The organism is Agrobacterium leguminum (assembly GCF_015704895.1).
In the GTDB taxonomy this organism is placed as follows: Bacteria; Pseudomonadota; Alphaproteobacteria; order Rhizobiales; family Rhizobiaceae; genus Agrobacterium; species Agrobacterium leguminum.
Genome location: NZ_JADQWB010000013.1, coordinates 85,701 through 102,618 on the forward strand (window position 1 = coordinate 85,701; position 16,918 = coordinate 102,618).

Below are 16,918 nucleotides of genomic sequence, written 5' to 3' on the forward strand. Positions count from 1 at the left end.
GATATCGCCGACGGGTTCGGCGGTCTCGCTGTCCCGGGTCGGCGTGCCGGACGATCGCGCGTTGGGAATCTCATCCGGCGCGATATTCCGGCGTCGTTGCGTCAAGATGCTCGAACCATAACAGGCGGTTTCGGCCCGGGCAATATAACTTTCTTCAAAAACTCAAGTTTATACCCGGCACATAAATCGTGCCGGGATTGGCTTTGGATAACGTCGTTCAGCGGCGGCCTGCCCAGCTTTCCACCTCATTCAATGTGTGCAGGGCGCTCGGAATGGAAGGCGTCGTGACCCTGGTGGAATCGAGGAAAACGATCCTTTTCTCGCGCGCCGGTTTTAAGAAACGCTCCCAGCCGGGAATGATCTTTTCAAGGGCGGCGCGCGTTCCGGCCTCGCCGCGGGCGGGGCTGGTATAGCTGTTCATCACCACCAGCAGATCGGGATTGAGCTTGCCGAAGGCATCGGCGCTCAGCGGCATCATCAGGGTCGAGCCCATTCCGCCCGAAGAGGCGGCGTTGTCGATCTTCAGGCGGGTATAACCCAAATCCTCCAATGCCTGCACCGCGCCGGACATGTCACCCACCGCATTGATCTGGTCGGTCAGCAGGATCGCGAGATAGGTCTTGCCCTTGATATCGTCGCCCAGCGTCTTTTTGACGGCGGCGAGCTTCGTGTCATAGGTCTTCCGGCGCTCGGCAAAGACATCGCTTCGCCCGACCAGGGCGGCAAGGTTTTCTTCGACGCTGAAACCGTAGGCATGGCCGGTGCTGACCTTTTGCAGATAGACGGGCGCGACGGTGGAGAGCTGTTCGGCCTTGCCGCCATCCATTTCCGTGGCGACGATCAGGTCCGGTTGCAGCGCCCGCAGTTTTTCGAGGTCGATCTGGCCGACCGCGCCGAAACCCTTCGGTTTCGTGCGGCCTTCACCGAGAACGGTGTCGACGAAGTCGACGGCGGTGGCGAATTTGCCGTCGCTGTTGCGGCCATAGGCGCCGACCACATTGGCGTCGAGATCCATCAGCGGCACGCCGAGCAGCGGCTCATGCATGACGACGATGCGCTGCGGCTTTTCCGGAACGGAGACGGTGCGGCCGGCGGCATCGGTCACGCTGCGCTCGGCGGCGAGGCTCGTTCCGGCGGCCAGAAGTGCGGTGATGAGGATGGCAATTCGCATGGCATTCCCTTTATTCGATGTCTTCAGTGGCTATTGGTTCTGCGCAGCGCCTGAAGGCGCAGCGTGAGGATGAAAAGCGGCACGCCGATCAGCGTCAGCGCAAGGCCGATCGGCATCGGCGTATCGGCCACCAGCCCGCGTGACAGCGTATCGGCGGTGACGACCAGAATGCCGCCGGTAAGCCCCGACAGGAAAAGCCTGGCGCGACCGACGGCGGGCGAAACGAAGGTGGCGAGATGCGGGGCGATAACGCCGAGGAAGGTGAGCGGGCCGACGGCGGTAACCGAGGAGGCGCTGAGGATGACCGCAAAAACAATGACGAGCGGGCGCGAATGCCTGACGGTTTCACCGAGCGCCATGGCCATTTCATTGCCGAGATCGAAGACGGCGAGCGCCCGGCCGATGAGAAAAATGCCCACGAGGCTTGCGCCAAAGAGGTGCGCGAAAACGAGGATGGTCGACCAACTGGCCTGAAACAGCGAACCCGCCATCCAGTCAGCCAGCGACAGCGAGGTTTCGGCCGGCGTGTAGAGCAGAAGCACGGACGAAACGGAGGAAAGCGCCGATTCAATTGCGATGCCCATCAGCAATATGGAAAGGCCGCTCGAGCGTTCCCGCCCGACGAGGGCGATGAGAAGGAAGGCGACGGCCAGACCGCCGCCAACGGCCGCGAGCGCCACCAGTGTCTTGGGTGCGGTTGGCACCAGCACCAGAAGCAGCATGATGGTGGTCATCGAACCCTGGCTCAGACCGAACAGGCCGGGATCGGCGAGCGGATTGCGGGCGACGGATTGCAGCATGGCGCCCGCCAGCGCCACACTCCAGCCGGCCATGAAACCGAGCAGGATACGCGGCAGCCGCACCGTCCACAGCGCATAGGCCTGATCGTCGCCGAGATGCCCGCCCACCAATCCGCGCAGGAGATCGGCGAGGCCCGTTTCGGTATTACCGAGGCTGGCGGACAGGGCGGCCAGCGCCAGCGCCAGCACCATCAGCGCAAGGCCGGCTTTCAGATTGCCGATGCCGATCTGCAGGCCGCTCGGCAGCCGGAGGACGGCTTTGCCGTCGGTGGCGAAATGCCGTTTCATGAAAGCCCCCTTCATGACAGCCCCCTCGCCGAAGGCGACAGGTAGAAGCGCTTGACGATGACGATGAAGACGAGGCCGCCGAGCAGATCCATGAACAGCCCGGTATTGACCACATAGGGCGCAAACAGGGTTTGCGCGCCAAGATCGGCCAGCACGCAGAGGCCCGCGCCGACAAGCGCGGAGGCCGGCAGGGCAAGCGTGAAGTTCACGCCAACCAGCGGCCGGATCATATGCGGCACGATGAGGCCGACGAAGCCGATGGGGCCGCAGATCGCCACCGCCGAACCCGACGCCAGCATGGTGGCGAAGAGCGCGATGCGGGAAATGCGCGTGACATTCACACCGGCGGAGGCGGCCTTTTCCGCGCCCAGCAGAACCAGCGTCAGCGGCCGGGCGACCGCCCACAACATGACGAGCGCAATTGCGCCGATCCACCAGAAATCGAACAGGCGCTCGGCATAGACGTGGTTGATATTGCCGCCCACCCAGCTGAGGAACTCGGCCCGGCGTGTGGGATTGGAGAGAAGCAGGGCGTTGGTCACGCCGATCAGCAGCATGGAAACCAGCGCGCCGGAAAGGATGAGCGACAGGCCGCGCGGATCGTTCGCCCGCCCGGCGAGACGCGCGACGATGAAGCAGGCGGCAAAACCGAAGCCGGCGCCTGCGAGCGCGGCAAGGCCCTGTATTTCCGGAGAGAAATCGAACACCAGCGCGCCGGCAATCACAAAAAGCGTCGCACCGGCATTCAGCCCCAGGGTGGAGGGTGAGGCGAGGGGATTGCGCGCAAGCCCCTGCAGCACACAACCGCTGACGGCCGTAGTCGCCCCCACATAGATGGCAATCAGCGCGCGTGGGATTTGCTGATAGAGAAGCACCGACTGCTCATAGCTGTCGGCCTCGCCGCGCCAGAGCGTCGCCAGTATTTCGGCAGGCGGCATGTCGCCGGACATTACCAGCAGATTGATGGCGAGGATGGCGGCCAGCAGCAGCGCGGCGGCGAAAATCAGCGTTATTTTCGGGGTCATGCCGGAATGGCCTGTTCCTGCCGCTCCAGCCGGGGCACGCAGATGAGCCGCCCCTGCCGGGAGAAGATATCGGCTTCGAGATCGAAGACCTCGGCGACATTTTCGGGTGTGACCGCTTTGGCAACCGGCCCGGACGCCAGAACCCGCCCGGATTTCAGCATGATGACATCATCGGCGAAGGTGGAGGCAAGGTTGAGATCGTGCAGCACGACGATGACGGTCTTGCCATGCCTGTCGGTCAGTTCGCGCACGAGGCCGAGAACGGCATATTGATACTTCATGTCGAGATGATTGACCGGTTCGTCCATCAGGATCACGTCCGTATCCTGCGCCAGCACCATGGCGATGAAGGCGCGCTGGCGCTGGCCGCCGGAAAGCGTGTTGACCTGCGCTTTCGCCTTGTCTTCCAGCCCGACGGTCGTCAGCGCCTCGGCAAAAAGCGCGCGGTCGCGTTCGGTCGGGCCGCCCGCAAGGCCGTAACGGGCGTAACCGGCAAGCTCGATCAGCTCACCGAGCGTCATATAGTCAGGGCAATGGCACTCCTGCGGCAGATAGGCGATGCGCCGCGCCAGTTCGCGGCGTCCGATCTCGCCGATCGAACGCTCACCGAGCCTTATTGCCCCCGATGACAAAGGCACGAAACCCATGATGGTCTTCAACAGCGTCGACTTGCCGCAGCCATTGGGGCCGATCAGCGCGGTGACGCGGCCGTTCTGGAAACGGGCGGAAAGCCCCCGCAGGACGGGAACATGTCCATAGCTGGCGTGAAGGTCCGTGGCGTCAAGCACCGGATACAACTCCTATTATTCATGCACCCATGCGTCGAGACGCCGCACGGTCGTTATAAGTATTTGAATTTAAATATCGAACCCGTGGAAAAAGCATTTCTTTCCGGCAGGCGCGACGGTGTGGTCTTGAAGCGACACTAAACTATAGTAAAACTCTCCACAAATCGAAATTTGCCGATTCAATGTGCGGATTTCTTGCCGGTTATTTCAGTCGAGGTGCATCATGTCAGTCGCAGCCAAGCTTCATGTCGGCATGTCGCTGGCCCCAACCTGGCTCAGCGGCGAGGCATGGCGGCGCGCGGACAGCGATATAAACGGGGTGTTTTCCAGCGACTATTTCGTCGATCTGGCGCAGCGCGCGGAAGCTGCCCATGTGGATTTCGTGTTTCGTCCGGATACGCTTTTTCTGCGCACCGAGGGGCTGGAGACCGGCGGCGGATTTGCCAGCATGGACCCGACCATGCTTCTTGCGGCCATTGCGCGGGAAACCAGCCATGTCGGGCTGTTGTCCACCGTTTCGACCACATTTCTGCCGCCCTATGTCGTCGCCCGCCAGATCCAGTCGCTGAACTGGCTGAGCAATGGCAGGGCGGGGTGGAATATCGTCACGGCGCTTGAGGGGCACGAAAATTTCGGCCTGAAAGAGATGCCTTCGCCGCAGGAACGCTACGAGCGCGCCGCCGAATTCACGCAGGTGGTGAGAGCGCTATGGGCGAGTTTTCCGAACGAAGCTATCAAACTCGACCGGGAAAGCGGTCGGTTCGCCGATTCCTCGCTGGTGCGGCCGGTGGCGCATGAGGGCAGGCATTTCAGCGTCAAAGGCCCGCTCAACCTGCCGTCCCATGCCAGCCGCATTCCACTGGTGCAGGCGGGCGCTTCTCCCGAAGGTCGTGATTTCGCCTCGTCGGTGGCCGATGCTGTCTTTGCCTCGACGCCGGACATGCAGGCGGCCATCGAACTCAGGGCGGATTTGCGGCGGCGTGCCGAGGGCCACGGTCGCAACCCCGACGGCGTGAAGCTGATGCCGGGCCTCAGCCTCTATCTCGCGGAGACCGGCAGGGAGGCGCTGGAACTCTTCGTGGAGACCCATGCCCGCGCCAACCGCGCCCGCGCCTTTGCCTCCATTCGCGATATGACGGGTCTTGATCTCACGGACTGGCCGCTCACGCGGATCGTTACCGCCTCCGACCTGCCGCCGCCGCCGGAGACACCGAGAAGCCGCACCCATGCCGGCCTGCTACGCCGGCTGATCGAGCGGGAGACGCTGAGTGTTGCGGAATTATTGCGACGTCCGGAAGTGATGGGGTCGGGCCATTGGCAGATCATCGGCACCGTTGAAGATGCCCTTGAGGCCATCCGCGAATGGGCGGCTGCCGGTGCGATCGACGGTTTCGTCGCGGTGCCCGGCGGTTCGGTGGCGTCCATGCGGCTGGTGCTGGAGCGGCTGTTGCCGAAGCTCGCCGATGCCGGGCTTTTCCGCACGGCCTATTCCGGCCGCACCTTTGCGGAGCATCTGGCCGAATAGGCTTACGCGCCGCCGGATTCGGCCGTCGCCTGTCCGGCTGCTTCGATCAGTCGGGAAAAATGCCGTTCGGTCTCGGCGGTGGCCACGAAGGATACGGTGGTGACGACACAACAGAGTTCGCCCTGGGCGTCGAAAACCGGCGCGGCCTTGCCCGTCAGGGCGGAGAACAGATGTTCATTGAGTTCCGCGCCACCCGCTTCGCGGATGGTTTCCAGAATGCCGGCATCGGGACGGGAGCCGCGAAAGGCGGCCGGTTGCAGCCTGCGCACGGCGGCTATCCTGTCCGGCGGCAGGTAGGCCTGAAAAACCAGCCCGCAGGCGCTGTTGTCCAGCGGCAGAACATCGCCGAGCGCCACGGTGCTGATGGAAAAGCTGGCGCTTCTCGCCCACCGCACCACGGTCGGGCCGCGTTCGGTCCAGATCGCCACGCCGCAGCTGGCGCCGATCCTGGAAGCAAGCGCATTCATCTGGCGGCCGGCGGTTTCAACCGGATTGATTCGCCTGAGCGCGCTGATGCCTATTCCGAGCGCCGCGGGTCCGAGATCGTAACTGCCGCTTGCGGGGTCCTGTATCACCAGCCCCTCCCGCACGAGGCTTTGCATGTAGCGATGCGCGGTGGAACGGCCGGTGCCGGCGCGTTTGGCCAGTTCGCCAAGTGCCAGCGCCCTGTCCGATCTGGCGAGAAGATTGAGGAAACGCGCCGCGATCGACACCGACTGAATGAGGGCCGAGCGCTTTTCGCCCTCGTTTTCCGGCAGATTGTCCGAATCGTCATCCATGGCGTTCAAGCGCGTTCCCCCCGTTTTGTTGAGCATGCCTAACGCATCGGACCGGAAATCGGAATCGATTTCTGCGGACGGAACCATGCTGTTCCCTTTCGAAACGCTGCGGGTGCGCAAGCGGCGGTCGGTAAACTTTGTTGTAAATATGGCACATCCCGTTACGGAAGCCTTTTTGTCCGCAATACAGAACGCATTCTCTATTGCGAAACGGATAACGCTTCCGTTACTTGAATATGACTTTAATACTCATGTTTATTAGGGGTGTGTGATGGGGTTTAGCTCTAACGGTCGTTTGATGAGCGGGGTCAGCGCTCTGACGCTGGCGACATTGTTTGTGACGCCGGTTCTCGGTCAGGATCAGCAGGCGGCGACGGCGGGCACCACCGTCCTGAAGCCGATCGTCGTGACCGGTGAAAAAGTGGCGCGCGACATGAAGAACACGGCGTCGTCCGTTTCGGTCATATCCGGGGATAAAATCAAGAAAGAAAAGACCGGCGACCCGACCGTATCGGACGCGATCAAGGATATTCCGAACGTCGTTTACACCGACAATGTCAGCGCCCCGATCATTCGCGGACAGGATACGCAGGGACCGAATACCGGCTCCATCGCTTTCTTCACCGGCACGGTGCCGCGCGCGACGATCAATGTCGACGGCCACTATCTCGGTTATAACGAGTTCATCTATGGCGCGAGCTCCATCTGGGATGTCGAAAGCATCGAGGTGTTCCGCGGCCCGCAGACCACCTCGCAGGGCGCCAACGCCATTGCCGGCGCGATCCTCGTCAACACCAAGGACCCGACCTTTACGCCCGAAGCCAGCTATCAGGCGGAAATCGGCAATTATCACCAGAAGCGCGGTTCCTTCGCCTTTTCCGGTCCGCTGATCGAGGATGAGCTGGCGGCGCGTATGGCGATCGATTATTCCGGCCGCGATACCTTCATCGACTACATCAATTCCGCCTTCGCCCATGAGGGAACGGACCAGAACTTCAAGGAATTCAACGGTCGCTTCAAGCTTCTGTGGGAACCGTCGGAAATTCCCGGCCTTTCGACGAAGCTCACCTATTCCTACAACGCCTCTAACCGGCCGAGCCAGGAAGCGGCGTCGCGCCCCTTCGAGGATCTCAACCACGTCACCACGACGATGCCGAATTTCAGCCAGTACACCAATACCGGCATTCTCGACATCAATTACGATTTCGAAAACGGCGTGAAACTGTTCAACCAGACGCAGTTCTCCTCGTCCATCGCCAAGCGCCGGGTCGGCATTGCGAATACGGGTGATGCCGATATCGACCTGAAGAACACGTCCCATGAAACACGCGTGACCTTCGGTGATCAGGAAGACGTGCTGAGCGGTGTCGCGGGTATTTATTACGCACATACGAAAGCCGACGAGGTGCTTTATCTGCGTGGAACCTCGCGCTTCAACGATACCAAGGACAATCTCGGCCTCTTCAGTGAGTTGAGCTATCGCCTGACCGATCAATGGACCCTGACGGGTGGTCTGCGCTACCAGCAGGACCAGATTCAGCGCGCCGGTTACCGGACGCTCTCCGCCACCAGCAGAAGCTCGGTCAATTATGACGAAACCTTCTCGGAAATCCTGCCCAAGGCGTCGCTGGCCTACGCCATCAATGACGACTGGACGGTGGGCGGCCTGATCAGCCGCGGTTACAATCCCGGCGGCGTCGCATTCGACCTGACGACCAGCAAATGGCGCACCTTCGACAAGGAAACCATCTGGAACTACGAGCTGTTCACCCGCGCCAGCCTGCTGGACGATACGCTGACGGTGAACGGCAACCTGTTCTACATGGACATGAAGAATGCCCAGTTTAACGTGCCGGTCGTCGTCTCCACGGGCATCAGCGAATCCTACACCGTCAATGCCGAAGAAGCTCATGCTTACGGTCTGGAAATCGGCGTGGATTATCAGGTCCTCGACAATCTGACGCTGAAGGCCAGCGCCGGTCTGCTGAAGACGAAAATCGACGAGATTTCCAGCAATGCCGCCTATGTCGGCAAGGAATTCGCCAAGTCGCCGGGTTACAGCTTCACCGTCGGCGCTAGCTGGGACGTGACGGATAAATTCACCGTTTCGGGGCAGGTGCGCCATCTCGACGGCTATTATTCCGACACGGATAACAAGGCCGTTTATGCAATCGATCCCTATACGATTGCGGATGTGCGGGCGAGCTACAAGTTCCAGGAGGAGCTTGAATTCTACGCTTACGTCAAGAACGTCTTCGATGAGCGGGCACCGACGCTGATGAAGGAAAACCGCGGCATTGGCGGTATCGAGGCCAGCATGACCGAACCGCGCATGTTTGGCGTCGGTGTTCGTGGCACGTTCTGAGCTGTCACCTGAGTTGAAAAGCGAAGAGACCTCCGAAATGATTTTCGGAGGTCTCGAACTGTTGACCCTCTCTCGCACTCGCCGTCATCCTCGGGCTTGTCCCGAGGATCCAACCACGTCTCGTTAGAACAATCGGTTGCAGATGCTCGGGACAGGCCCGAGCATGACGAAGGAGAGGTTTTGGGCCTCTTTAAAGCCGAACTCCTCGACGCGGATAAAGCCTCAGAAAAATGCCTGAATGCCCGTCTGCGCCCGGCCGAGGATCAGCGCGTGGACGTCGTGCGTGCCCTCATAGGTGTTGACCGTCTCAAGGTTCTGGGCGTGGCGCATGACGTGATATTCGATCTGGATGCCGTTGCCGCCATGCATGTCGCGGGCCTGGCGGGCGATATCCAGCGCCTTGCCGCAATTGTTGCGCTTGATGATGGAGATCATTTCCGGCGCCATCTTATGGTCGTCCATCAGTTGGCCGACGCGAAGCGATGCCTGAAGGCCGAGCGCGATTTCGGTCTGCATGTCGGCGAGCTTCTTCTGGTAAAGCTGCATGCCGGCGAGCGGCTTGCCGAACTGCTTGCGGTCGAGACCATATTGTCGGGCGCGGAACCAGCAGTCTTCCGCAGCCCCCATAACCCCCCAGGAAATGCCGTAGCGGGCGCGGTTGAGGCAGCCGAACGGGCCTTTCAGGCCGGAAACATTGGGCAGCAGCGCGTCTTCGCCCACTTCCACACCGTCCAGAACGATCTCGCCGGTGATGGAGGCGCGCAGCGACAGCTTGCCGCCGATCTTGGGAGCGGAGAGGCCCTTCATGCCCTTTTCCAGCACGAAGCCCCTGATCTGGTTGTCATGGGCTTCCGATTTCGCCCAGACGACGAAGACATCGGCGATTGGCGCATTGGAAATCCACATTTTCGAACCGCGCAGGCGATAGCCGCCGGCAATTTTCTCGGCGCGGGTCTTCATGCCGCCGGGATCGGAGCCGGCATCCGGCTCGGTGAGGCCGAAACAGCCGATCAGCTCGCCGGAGACGAGGCCGGGCAGGTATTTCTTCTTCTGCTCGTCCGAGCCATAGGCGAAGATCGGATGGATGACGAGCGAGGACTGCACGCTCATCATCGAGCGGTAACCGCTGTCGATACGCTCCACTTCGCGGGCGACGAGGCCGTAAGCCACATAGCTGGCATTGGCCGCGCCATATTCTTCCGGCAGGGTGACGCCGAGCAGGCCGGTGCGGCCCATCAGGCGGAGCAGTTCCGGTTCGGTGGTCTCAGAAAGATAGGCCTCGGAGACACGCGGCAAGAGTTCCGATTTGCCGAAGGCGGCGGCGGCGTCGCGGATCATCCGCTCGTCGTCGTTCAGTTGGTCTTCGAGCAGAAAAGGGTCCTGCCAATTGAATGCTGCGTGTTCGCTCACGTGATGCCTCCGGATTTGCTGGCCGGATTATTGGTATTCGGGCCAGTCGGCACAAGCCATGTTTACTCATTTTTGCATTACATATAGTAATGGCTCATGACGTCTCTCAGCCGCAAACTCCTGCCCTCCACCAGTGCGCTCGCCGCCTTCGATTCCGTGGCCCGGCTCGGCAGCTTTTCCGCGGCCGCCGATGAGCTTGCCCTGACGCAGGGGGCGATCAGCCGGCAGGTTATGTCACTGGAAGAACAGCTTGGTGTGCGCCTGTTCGAACGCGGTGCACGCGGCGTGGCGCTGACGACCGAGGGTCGCGCCTATGCAAAATCGATTGCCTCCGCCCTTGGCGAGATACGCTCCGCGTCGCTGCAGATCATGACCAAAACGCATGGCAATACCCTGAACCTCGCCATGCTGCCCACCTTCGGCACCCGCTGGCTTCTGCCGCGTATCCCGGATTTCGTGGCGAACCACCCCGAAATCACCATCAATTTCGCCACCCGTATCGGCCAATTCGACTTTGAGCGCGAGCAGCTCGATATGGCGATCCATATCGGTCAGGCCGACTGGCCGGGGGCGGAAAGCACCTTTCTGATGCATGAAATGGTTGCGCCGGTGTGCAGCCCGCAATTCCTCAGCGCCCATCCCGTGGAAAAGGGAGAGGATATCGCCGCCCTGCCGCTGCTGCACATGGCCTCGCGGCCGGGCGCATGGGGTCACTGGTTCGAAAGCCTCGGCCTGTCGCTCGCCTTGCCGCAGGGCATGCGCTTCGAACAGTTTTCCAGCGTGGCGCAGGCCTGCATCGCCGGGCTCGGCGTGGCGCTGATGCCGCTTTTCCTGATCGACAACGAGCTGAAATCGAAGCAACTGGTAAAGGCCTTCGATCATCAGGCCAGAAGCCCCAGCTCCTATTATGCCGTGGCGCCGCTTTCGCGCGCCAATCACGTGCCGGTCGTGCTGTTTCGCGATTGGCTGGTGCGGCAGGTGGAGGCCTATCATGCCGCCCGCAATGCGCCCCTTTCATAAAGCCGTGGCAGAGACGGTTTAACGGATGCTGACCCTCGCGGCGATAAATACCGGCAGGGGGAGGGAAAATCGCGGCAAGCCGGGCTATGAAATCGGTCATGAAACCAAAAAGGAAGCGCGGCCGGCCTGCGCATGAGGATATTCTGACGCCCGCCGAATGGCGGACCGTTCATGCCGTCCAGCACGGCATGACGAACCGAAAGATCGCTAGCCGCCGCGGCATCAGCCTCGATGCCGTCAAGTTTCACATCGCCAATGCGCTCGGGAAGCTTGGTCTCGACAACAGGAAAATGCTTCTGCGCTGGTTCGCCGTGCCGGTCGACAGCGCCTTGGGAAAACAGGGGAACCCGATGAATAAAAATATCGCGCTCGGCGCCATTGGCCAGATCTCCCGTTCCGTCAGCGATCTGCCTGCGGCCGAGGCATGGTATCGGGATGTGCTCGGGCTAACCCATCTCTATACATTCGGCGATCTGGCGTTTTTCGATTGTGGCGGCACGCGCCTCTTCCTTTCGGTCGATGGGCGAGGGCCGACAAATGCGGTCATCTATTTCAGGGTGGATGATATCGGCGCCGCTTATGAAGGGCTGTTGTCACGCAACGTCGAATTTAAAAGTCCTCCGCATCTCATTCATCGTCATGGCGATGGAACCGAGGAGTGGATGGCCTTTTTCAAAGACCCGGATGGTGGCATTTTGGCAATCATGTCGCAGGTCAGGCCGCAGCAATGATCTCATCCGGCCGGTAGCCGCTTGGCGCGCCCGGCTACAATCTTTCCCGTTTCCGGGGATAGTCCTGATTTTTGTCGCCTCCAGACTCGACAGGGCGGCCTTGCTCGATTATCGTGATTAAACGTTTAATCAGCCCTTTCGGACCATTATGGCGTCTTCACGGCCTGCCACCAATCTGAGCGCGATAGCAGCGGCACTCGGCGTGTCGGCGGCAACCGTGTCCAATGCGCTGTCGGGCAAGGGCCGCGTTTCGCCGGAGCTGGTGGAGCGCATTCGCAAGACGGCAAGCGAGCTGGGCTATGTGCCGAGCTCGGCGGGCAGGGCGCTGCGCACCGGCAGAAGCGGTGTTCTGGGGCTGGTTCTGCCGGATATTGCCAATCCTCTCTTTCCGCAGATTGCGCAGGCCATCGAAAAGGCGGCCGTCACTGCCGGTTACGGCGTGCTGATCGCCGACTCGCGCGGCGAGATCGCCATGCAGACGGATGCGATCAACCGGCTGATCGAGCGCGGTGTGGATGGCATGGTCATCGTTCCCCGCCGCGGCACGCGTATCGCCGATGTCGATTGCCCTGTTGCGGTGATCGACAGCCCCTCGACGCCCGGCAACACGGTCGCCGCCGACCATTGGGATGGCGGCCGGCAGGTGGGCGAATATCTGGCCGGGCTTGGCCATCGCAAGGTGGTGCTGGTGGGCAAGAACCGCGATTCCAACGTGCAGAACGACCGTCTTGGCGGCATTCGCGATGGTCTTGGCAAGGCGTGCGTGACGCAGACGCTCTGGGTGGACGCCATTGAACAGGCGGGCGGTGCGGGTTGCCGGCTTGGTCTTGCAGAAAAGGTTGCCGAAGGTTTTACCGCCTTTGCCGCCGTATCCGATCTGCATGCGCTGCGCGTGCTCACCGAATTGCAGCGCGAGGGCATCGAAGTGCCGGAAGAGGCCAGTGTCACCGGCTTCGACGATCTCATCTTTTCCGCCGTGGTCACTCCGCCCTTGACGACCATGCGCATGGATATGGGCCGCATCGCCGATCTCGCCGTCGGCGCGCTGCTGCGCGCAATCGACGGCGCAGGCGAAAACGGCGTCGCCGTCGATGTGACGGCGGATATCTCGAAAGTACCGATGGCGCTGATCATGCGCGGCTCCACCGGCAAGGCAAAGCATGATGCGATTGAAGCCAAAAAAACGACAGCAGGAGAACTCACACCATGAAAAAAATCATTCTTGCATCGGGTGCCGCCCTGATGCTGACGATGGGCGCCGCGCAGGCGCAGGACAAGACGCTGACCATCTCCGTCTACGCCTTCGCGCAGGACGAATTCAAGGAGCTGGTCTATACGCCGTTCGAAAAGCAATGCGGCTGCAAGCTGGTTGTCGAGACCGGCAACAGCGTCGAGCGTCTGGCCAAGATGGAGGCCAACAAGGCCAATCCGGTGGTCGATCTCGCCATCGTTTCCATGGCGGATGCGCTGTCGGCCACCCGCAAGGACCTGATCCAGAAGATCGACGCTTCCAAGGTTCCGAATATCGAAAAGCTCTATGACATCGCCAAGGATCCGAATGGCGACGGCATGAGTGTCGGCGTCAATTTCTACGCCACCTCCATCGTTTACCGCACCGACAAGATGAAGATCGACAGCTGGGCCGATCTTTTGAAGGACGGTATCGTCGACCACGTCGCCTTCCCGAATGTCACCACCAACCAGGGCCCGCCGGCGCTTTATATGCTCGGCAAGGCCATCGGCAAGGATACGCCCGATCTTTCCGGCGCCATCGAGGCCGTGGGCGAAAAGAAGGACGATATCGTCACTTTCTACGTCAAATCCTCGCAGCTGGTGCAGTTGATGCAGCAGGAAGAAATCTGGGCAGCGCCCATCGGCCGCTTCTCCTGGGCGCCTTTCACCAAGCTCGACCTGCCGCTTGCCTGGGCAACGCCCAAGGAAGGCCAGACCGGCGGCATGAACGTGCTCGTGGTGCCGAAGGGCACGAAGAACGAAGATCTGGCGTTGCAGTTCATGGATTTCTGGCTCTCGACCGACGTTCAGAAGGCGCTGGCCGAAAAGCTGGTGGACAGCCCGACCAACAGGGAAGTCAAGGTTTCCGACGAGGTGGCGAACAACATCACCTATGGCGACGAAACCGCAAAAAGCCTTCAGCTCATTCCTTCCGACGTGACGCTGGATAACCGCGACAAGTGGCTGTCAGAGTGGAACTCCAAGGTCGGCCAGTAAGTCGTTCACCGTTTGGAATGGGGCACTGAACGTCCGTCAGGGCGGCTCCATTCCCGGAAAAGCGGTTCGGTCGTCCCCTGACCGCTTTTCCACCTTCCAATTTCGCAGGCCGGTGCGTCCGGCTGCCGTAACAACCGGCCCTCAGGCCGTTCAGGGAATAAACCCATGTTTCAGAACCGGGCCGAAGCGCTGGCGCTTGCCTTGCCCGCCGCAATTTTCGCGGCGGCGGTCTTTCTTGTGCCGGTCTTCATCCTGCTGTCGGAGGGCTTCCGCACCGCCGATGGCTGGACATTGTCGGCTTACGCCGATTTCTTCACCGATCCGCTGAACCAGACGGTTTTCCTGCGCACCCTGAAGCTCGGCGCGCTTGTCACCATCGTCTCGGCGGTGGTGGGTTATGCGGCGGCCTTCGCCATCGTCAACCTGTCGCAGGGGGCGAAGGGGCACGTCGTCAATCTGGTCGTGCTGCCGCTGATGATTTCGCCCGTCGCCCGCACCTATGCCTGGATCGTCATTCTGGGTCGAACCGGCATCGTCAATCAGGCACTACAGGCGGTCGGCCTCAGCGACGGGCCGATCCGTATCCTGTTTTCCGAAACGGCCGTCTTCATCGGTCTTCTGCAATTGTTCCTGCCATTGATGATCATCTCGCTCATCAGCGCGCTGGAGAATATGCCGAAGGATACGATTGCGGCTGCCCGCGTTCTCGGCGCAAGCTGGTTTCAAGTGTTCTGGAAGGTCATCCTGCCGCTCACCAAGGAAGGGCTGGTCGTCGGCGGCACGCTGGTCTTCACCGGTTCGCTGACGGCCTATATCACGCCCGCCATTCTCGGCGGCTCGAAGGTGCTGATGCTGGAAACCCTGCTTTACCAGCAGGTGACGGTTTCCAACAATTTCGTCTCCGCCAGCGTCATCGCCTTCATCCTGATCGTCATGAGCTTTGCCGCCAATATCCTCTTGAAGCGCATCGCCACCGCAAGGAACAAGAAATGACCCGGCAGCTCTTCATTCCGCTCACGCTTCTGCTTGTCGTCGGTTTCCTGATCGGGCCGTTCCTCATCATCGTCGCGGCCTCGTTTTCGGCCGGCGATACGCTCGCCTTTCCGCCGCAGGGCTTTTCGCTGAAATGGATCGCCAAGGTCTTTACCGTTGAGAGCTTCCGCGAAAGCTTTGCGATGTCGATGTTCCTCGCCATCGGCGGCACGTTTGCGGCGCTCATCCTCGGCATTCCCGCCTCCTACGCCATGTCGCGCTACAAGCTGCCTTTTGCCGAGACGGTGCGCACCATCGTTTCCGCGCCGATCATCGTGCCCGGCATCATCGTGGGTCTCGCGCTGCTGCGTTATTTCGTCGTGCCCTTCGGCATCGGCATCACGCTTGCTTTGTTTCTCGCCCACACCGCGCTCATCCTGCCCTATGCGGTGCGGGTGGTGTCGGCCAGCCTCAACAATCTGCGCTCGGATATCGAGGAGGCGGCGGTGCTGCTCGGCTCGTCGCGGGTCGGGGCGTTTTTCCGCGTCGTGCTGCCGAATATTCGCGGCGGCATTCTCTCAGCCTTCATTCTCGGTTTCGTAACGAGCTTCAACCAGGTGCCGGTGTCGCTGTTCCTGTCGGGCCCCGGCGTTCGCACGCTGCCCATCGACATGCTGGGCTACATGGAAATCGTCTTCGATCCCTCCGTTGCAGCCCTTTCTTCGCTGCTCGCCTTCCTTTCCATCGGCATCGTCTTCATGGCCGAACGTTTTCTGGGGTTCTCCCGTTATGTCTGACGCAAATTACCTTTCGCTCCAAAAAGTCTCGCTCGCTTATGGCAACAGCATTGCCGTCAAGGAACTCGATCTAAATATCCGCAAGGGCGAGCTGCTCGCGCTTCTGGGGCCTTCCGGCTGCGGCAAGACCACGACGATGCGCGCCATTGCCGGGCTGATGCCGGTGGCGGGCGGGCGCATCGATCTCGATGGGGCAGACATTACCCGGGTGGCCGCGAACAAGCGCGCCGTGGGTCTGGTGTTCCAGTCCTATGCGCTCTTCCCGCATCTGACGGTTTACGAAAACGTCGCCTTCGGCCTGAAGCTCAAGGGCATGAGCGGCAAGGCGCTGGAAGACAAGGTCGCCTCCGGCCTGAAATCGGTGGGCTTGTCCAGCTTCGCCTCGCGAAAGCCTGCGGAGCTTTCCGGCGGCCAGCAGCAGCGCGTGGCGCTGGCGCGCTCCATGGTCATGGAACCGAAGGTGCTTTTGCTCGATGAGCCGCTCTCCAACCTCGATGCCCGCCTCAGGCTTGAAATGCGCACCGAATTGCAGCGCGTGCAGAAGGAAACCGGCGTGACGATGATCTTCGTCACCCATGACCAGATCGAGGCTTTGGCGCTCGCCGACCGCATTGTCGTCATGAAGGGCGGCAAGATTGAGCAGATCGGCACGCCGGAAGATATCTACAACGCGCCGGTTTCGTCCTTCGTGGCGGATTTCGTCGGCTTCGAAAACATCTTCGCGCTGGAAGGCGGCGCGTTGAAAACCGCAAACGGCACAACACCGCTTCCCGGACCAGTCCTTTCAGCATCCGGACTGGCCTGGCGGCCGCGCATGGTCACCCTCGGTTCAGGTCCTTTCCAGGGAACCGTGCGCGGCACCTCCTTTGCCGGCAACAGCCGCGAATATCTGCTCGATACGCCGCTCGGCCCCATCAAGGCGGAAACGGACGCCGCCCTGACCTCCCACGCAATCGGCGATACGCTCGCCTTCGACCTGCCGGTCGAAAAGGCGGCAAGCCTCAAGGTGTTCAACTGA

General features: G+C 61.2%; 15 protein-coding genes. 9 read left to right on the forward strand and 6 right to left on the reverse strand.

From position 1 onward, the window contains the following. Window positions 1-217 precede the first annotated feature (217 nt). From I3J13_RS18305 to I3J13_RS18320, 4 genes are read right to left on the reverse strand one after another with little or no spacing between them, the layout of a single operon-like run. Complete coding sequence (locus tag I3J13_RS18305) at window positions 218-1,171, reverse strand: ABC transporter substrate-binding protein (RefSeq protein ID WP_196379697.1); 954 nt, start codon at window positions 1,169-1,171, stop codon at window positions 218-220. A 23-nt stretch (window positions 1,172-1,194) separates the two neighbouring features. Next, on the reverse strand, window positions 1,195-2,259 hold the full coding sequence (locus I3J13_RS18310) for a FecCD family ABC transporter permease (protein ID WP_196379698.1): 1,065 nt from the start codon (window positions 2,257-2,259) through the stop codon (window positions 1,195-1,197). 11 nt (window positions 2,260-2,270) lie between these two features. Beyond that, entirely contained in the window at window positions 2,271-3,284 is a 1,014-nt protein-coding gene (locus I3J13_RS18315; RefSeq protein WP_196379699.1) for a FecCD family ABC transporter permease, read from the reverse strand. Continuing rightward, window positions 3,281-4,081: an ABC transporter ATP-binding protein gene (locus I3J13_RS18320; protein ID WP_196379700.1), complete on the reverse strand. Its 801-nt coding sequence runs from the start codon at window positions 4,079-4,081 to the stop codon at window positions 3,281-3,283. Before I3J13_RS18320 ends, I3J13_RS18315 begins: the two co-directional genes overlap by 4 nt. A gap of 214 nt (window positions 4,082-4,295) precedes the next feature. Between I3J13_RS18320 and I3J13_RS18325 the strand changes: the two genes are divergently transcribed. Then, window positions 4,296-5,597, forward strand: a complete 1,302-nt coding sequence (locus I3J13_RS18325) for an NtaA/DmoA family FMN-dependent monooxygenase (protein WP_196379701.1) — start codon at window positions 4,296-4,298, stop codon at window positions 5,595-5,597. A gap of 2 nt (window positions 5,598-5,599) precedes the next feature. Here I3J13_RS18325 and I3J13_RS18330 read toward each other — a convergent pair whose 3' ends face one another. Continuing rightward, window positions 5,600-6,376 (reverse strand): IclR family transcriptional regulator, encoded by a 777-nt coding sequence (locus I3J13_RS18330; RefSeq protein WP_196379723.1) that lies wholly within the window; start codon window positions 6,374-6,376, stop codon window positions 5,600-5,602. Between the two features lie 298 nt (window positions 6,377-6,674). Here I3J13_RS18330 and I3J13_RS18335 point away from each other — a divergent pair, with 298 nt between their 5' ends. Continuing rightward, window positions 6,675-8,741: a TonB-dependent receptor gene (locus I3J13_RS18335; RefSeq protein WP_196379702.1), complete on the forward strand. Its 2,067-nt coding sequence runs from the start codon at window positions 6,675-6,677 to the stop codon at window positions 8,739-8,741. A 222-nt stretch (window positions 8,742-8,963) separates the two neighbouring features. On the opposite strand, the gene I3J13_RS18340 is transcribed toward I3J13_RS18335, so the two are convergent. Further along, on the reverse strand, window positions 8,964-10,079 hold the full coding sequence (locus I3J13_RS18340; protein ID WP_236001012.1) for an acyl-CoA dehydrogenase: 1,116 nt from the start codon (window positions 10,077-10,079) through the stop codon (window positions 8,964-8,966). 168 nt (window positions 10,080-10,247) lie between these two features. Between I3J13_RS18340 and I3J13_RS18345 the strand changes: the two genes are divergently transcribed. The 7 genes from I3J13_RS18345 (at window position 10,248) to I3J13_RS18375 (ending at window position 16,918) form a co-directional block, all read left to right on the forward strand. Then, on the forward strand, window positions 10,248-11,171 hold the full coding sequence (locus I3J13_RS18345) for a LysR family transcriptional regulator (protein ID WP_174058699.1): 924 nt from the start codon (window positions 10,248-10,250) through the stop codon (window positions 11,169-11,171). A 98-nt stretch (window positions 11,172-11,269) separates the two neighbouring features. Then, complete coding sequence (locus I3J13_RS18350) at window positions 11,270-11,902, forward strand: VOC family protein (protein WP_196379704.1); 633 nt, start codon at window positions 11,270-11,272, stop codon at window positions 11,900-11,902. Between the two features lie 148 nt (window positions 11,903-12,050). Then, window positions 12,051-13,112, forward strand: a complete 1,062-nt coding sequence (locus tag I3J13_RS18355) for a LacI family DNA-binding transcriptional regulator (protein ID WP_080853609.1) — start codon at window positions 12,051-12,053, stop codon at window positions 13,110-13,112. Next, window positions 13,109-14,131, forward strand: coding sequence for an ABC transporter substrate-binding protein (locus I3J13_RS18360; RefSeq protein WP_003520909.1), 1,023 nt, complete (start codon window positions 13,109-13,111; stop codon window positions 14,129-14,131). The genes I3J13_RS18355 and I3J13_RS18360 overlap by 4 nt, the downstream gene beginning before the upstream one ends. A gap of 165 nt (window positions 14,132-14,296) precedes the next feature. Continuing rightward, the gene (locus I3J13_RS18365) at window positions 14,297-15,124 is read left to right on the forward strand and encodes an ABC transporter permease (protein WP_196379705.1); all 828 of its coding nucleotides are present in this window, start codon (window positions 14,297-14,299) and stop codon (window positions 15,122-15,124) included. Further along, window positions 15,121-15,900, forward strand: coding sequence for an ABC transporter permease (locus I3J13_RS18370; RefSeq protein WP_065655279.1), 780 nt, complete (start codon window positions 15,121-15,123; stop codon window positions 15,898-15,900). The genes I3J13_RS18365 and I3J13_RS18370 overlap by 4 nt, the downstream gene beginning before the upstream one ends. Beyond that, on the forward strand, window positions 15,893-16,918 hold the full coding sequence (locus I3J13_RS18375) for an ABC transporter ATP-binding protein (RefSeq protein WP_196379706.1): 1,026 nt from the start codon (window positions 15,893-15,895) through the stop codon (window positions 16,916-16,918). The genes I3J13_RS18370 and I3J13_RS18375 overlap by 8 nt, the downstream gene beginning before the upstream one ends.

Bases quoted from the DNA above. Each gene is read 5' to 3' on its own strand.
- I3J13_RS18350 (WP_196379704.1), top strand. From the start codon at position 11,270: ATGAAACCAAAAAGGAAGCGCGGCCGGCCTGCGCATGAGGATATTCTG.
- I3J13_RS18310 (WP_196379698.1), bottom strand. From the start codon at position 2,259: ATGAAACGGCATTTCGCCACCGACGGCAAAGCCGTCCTCCGGCTGCCG.
- I3J13_RS18365 (WP_196379705.1), top strand. From the start codon at position 14,297: ATGTTTCAGAACCGGGCCGAAGCGCTGGCGCTTGCCTTGCCCGCCGCA.
- I3J13_RS18340 (WP_236001012.1), bottom strand. From the start codon at position 10,079: ATGATCCGCGACGCCGCCGCCGCCTTCGGCAAATCGGAACTCTTGCCG.
- I3J13_RS18375 (WP_196379706.1), top strand. From the start codon at position 15,893: ATGTCTGACGCAAATTACCTTTCGCTCCAAAAAGTCTCGCTCGCTTAT.
- I3J13_RS18360 (WP_003520909.1), top strand. From the start codon at position 13,109: ATGAAAAAAATCATTCTTGCATCGGGTGCCGCCCTGATGCTGACGATG.
- I3J13_RS18355 (WP_080853609.1), top strand. From the start codon at position 12,051: ATGGCGTCTTCACGGCCTGCCACCAATCTGAGCGCGATAGCAGCGGCA.
- I3J13_RS18370 (WP_065655279.1), top strand. From the start codon at position 15,121: ATGACCCGGCAGCTCTTCATTCCGCTCACGCTTCTGCTTGTCGTCGGT.
- I3J13_RS18335 (WP_196379702.1), top strand. From the start codon at position 6,675: ATGAGCGGGGTCAGCGCTCTGACGCTGGCGACATTGTTTGTGACGCCG.
- I3J13_RS18315 (WP_196379699.1), bottom strand. From the start codon at position 3,284: ATGACCCCGAAAATAACGCTGATTTTCGCCGCCGCGCTGCTGCTGGCC.
- I3J13_RS18345 (WP_174058699.1), top strand. From the start codon at position 10,248: ATGACGTCTCTCAGCCGCAAACTCCTGCCCTCCACCAGTGCGCTCGCC.
- I3J13_RS18325 (WP_196379701.1), top strand. From the start codon at position 4,296: ATGTCAGTCGCAGCCAAGCTTCATGTCGGCATGTCGCTGGCCCCAACC.
- I3J13_RS18305 (WP_196379697.1), bottom strand. From the start codon at position 1,171: ATGCGAATTGCCATCCTCATCACCGCACTTCTGGCCGCCGGAACGAGC.
- I3J13_RS18330 (WP_196379723.1), bottom strand. From the start codon at position 6,376: ATGGATGACGATTCGGACAATCTGCCGGAAAACGAGGGCGAAAAGCGC.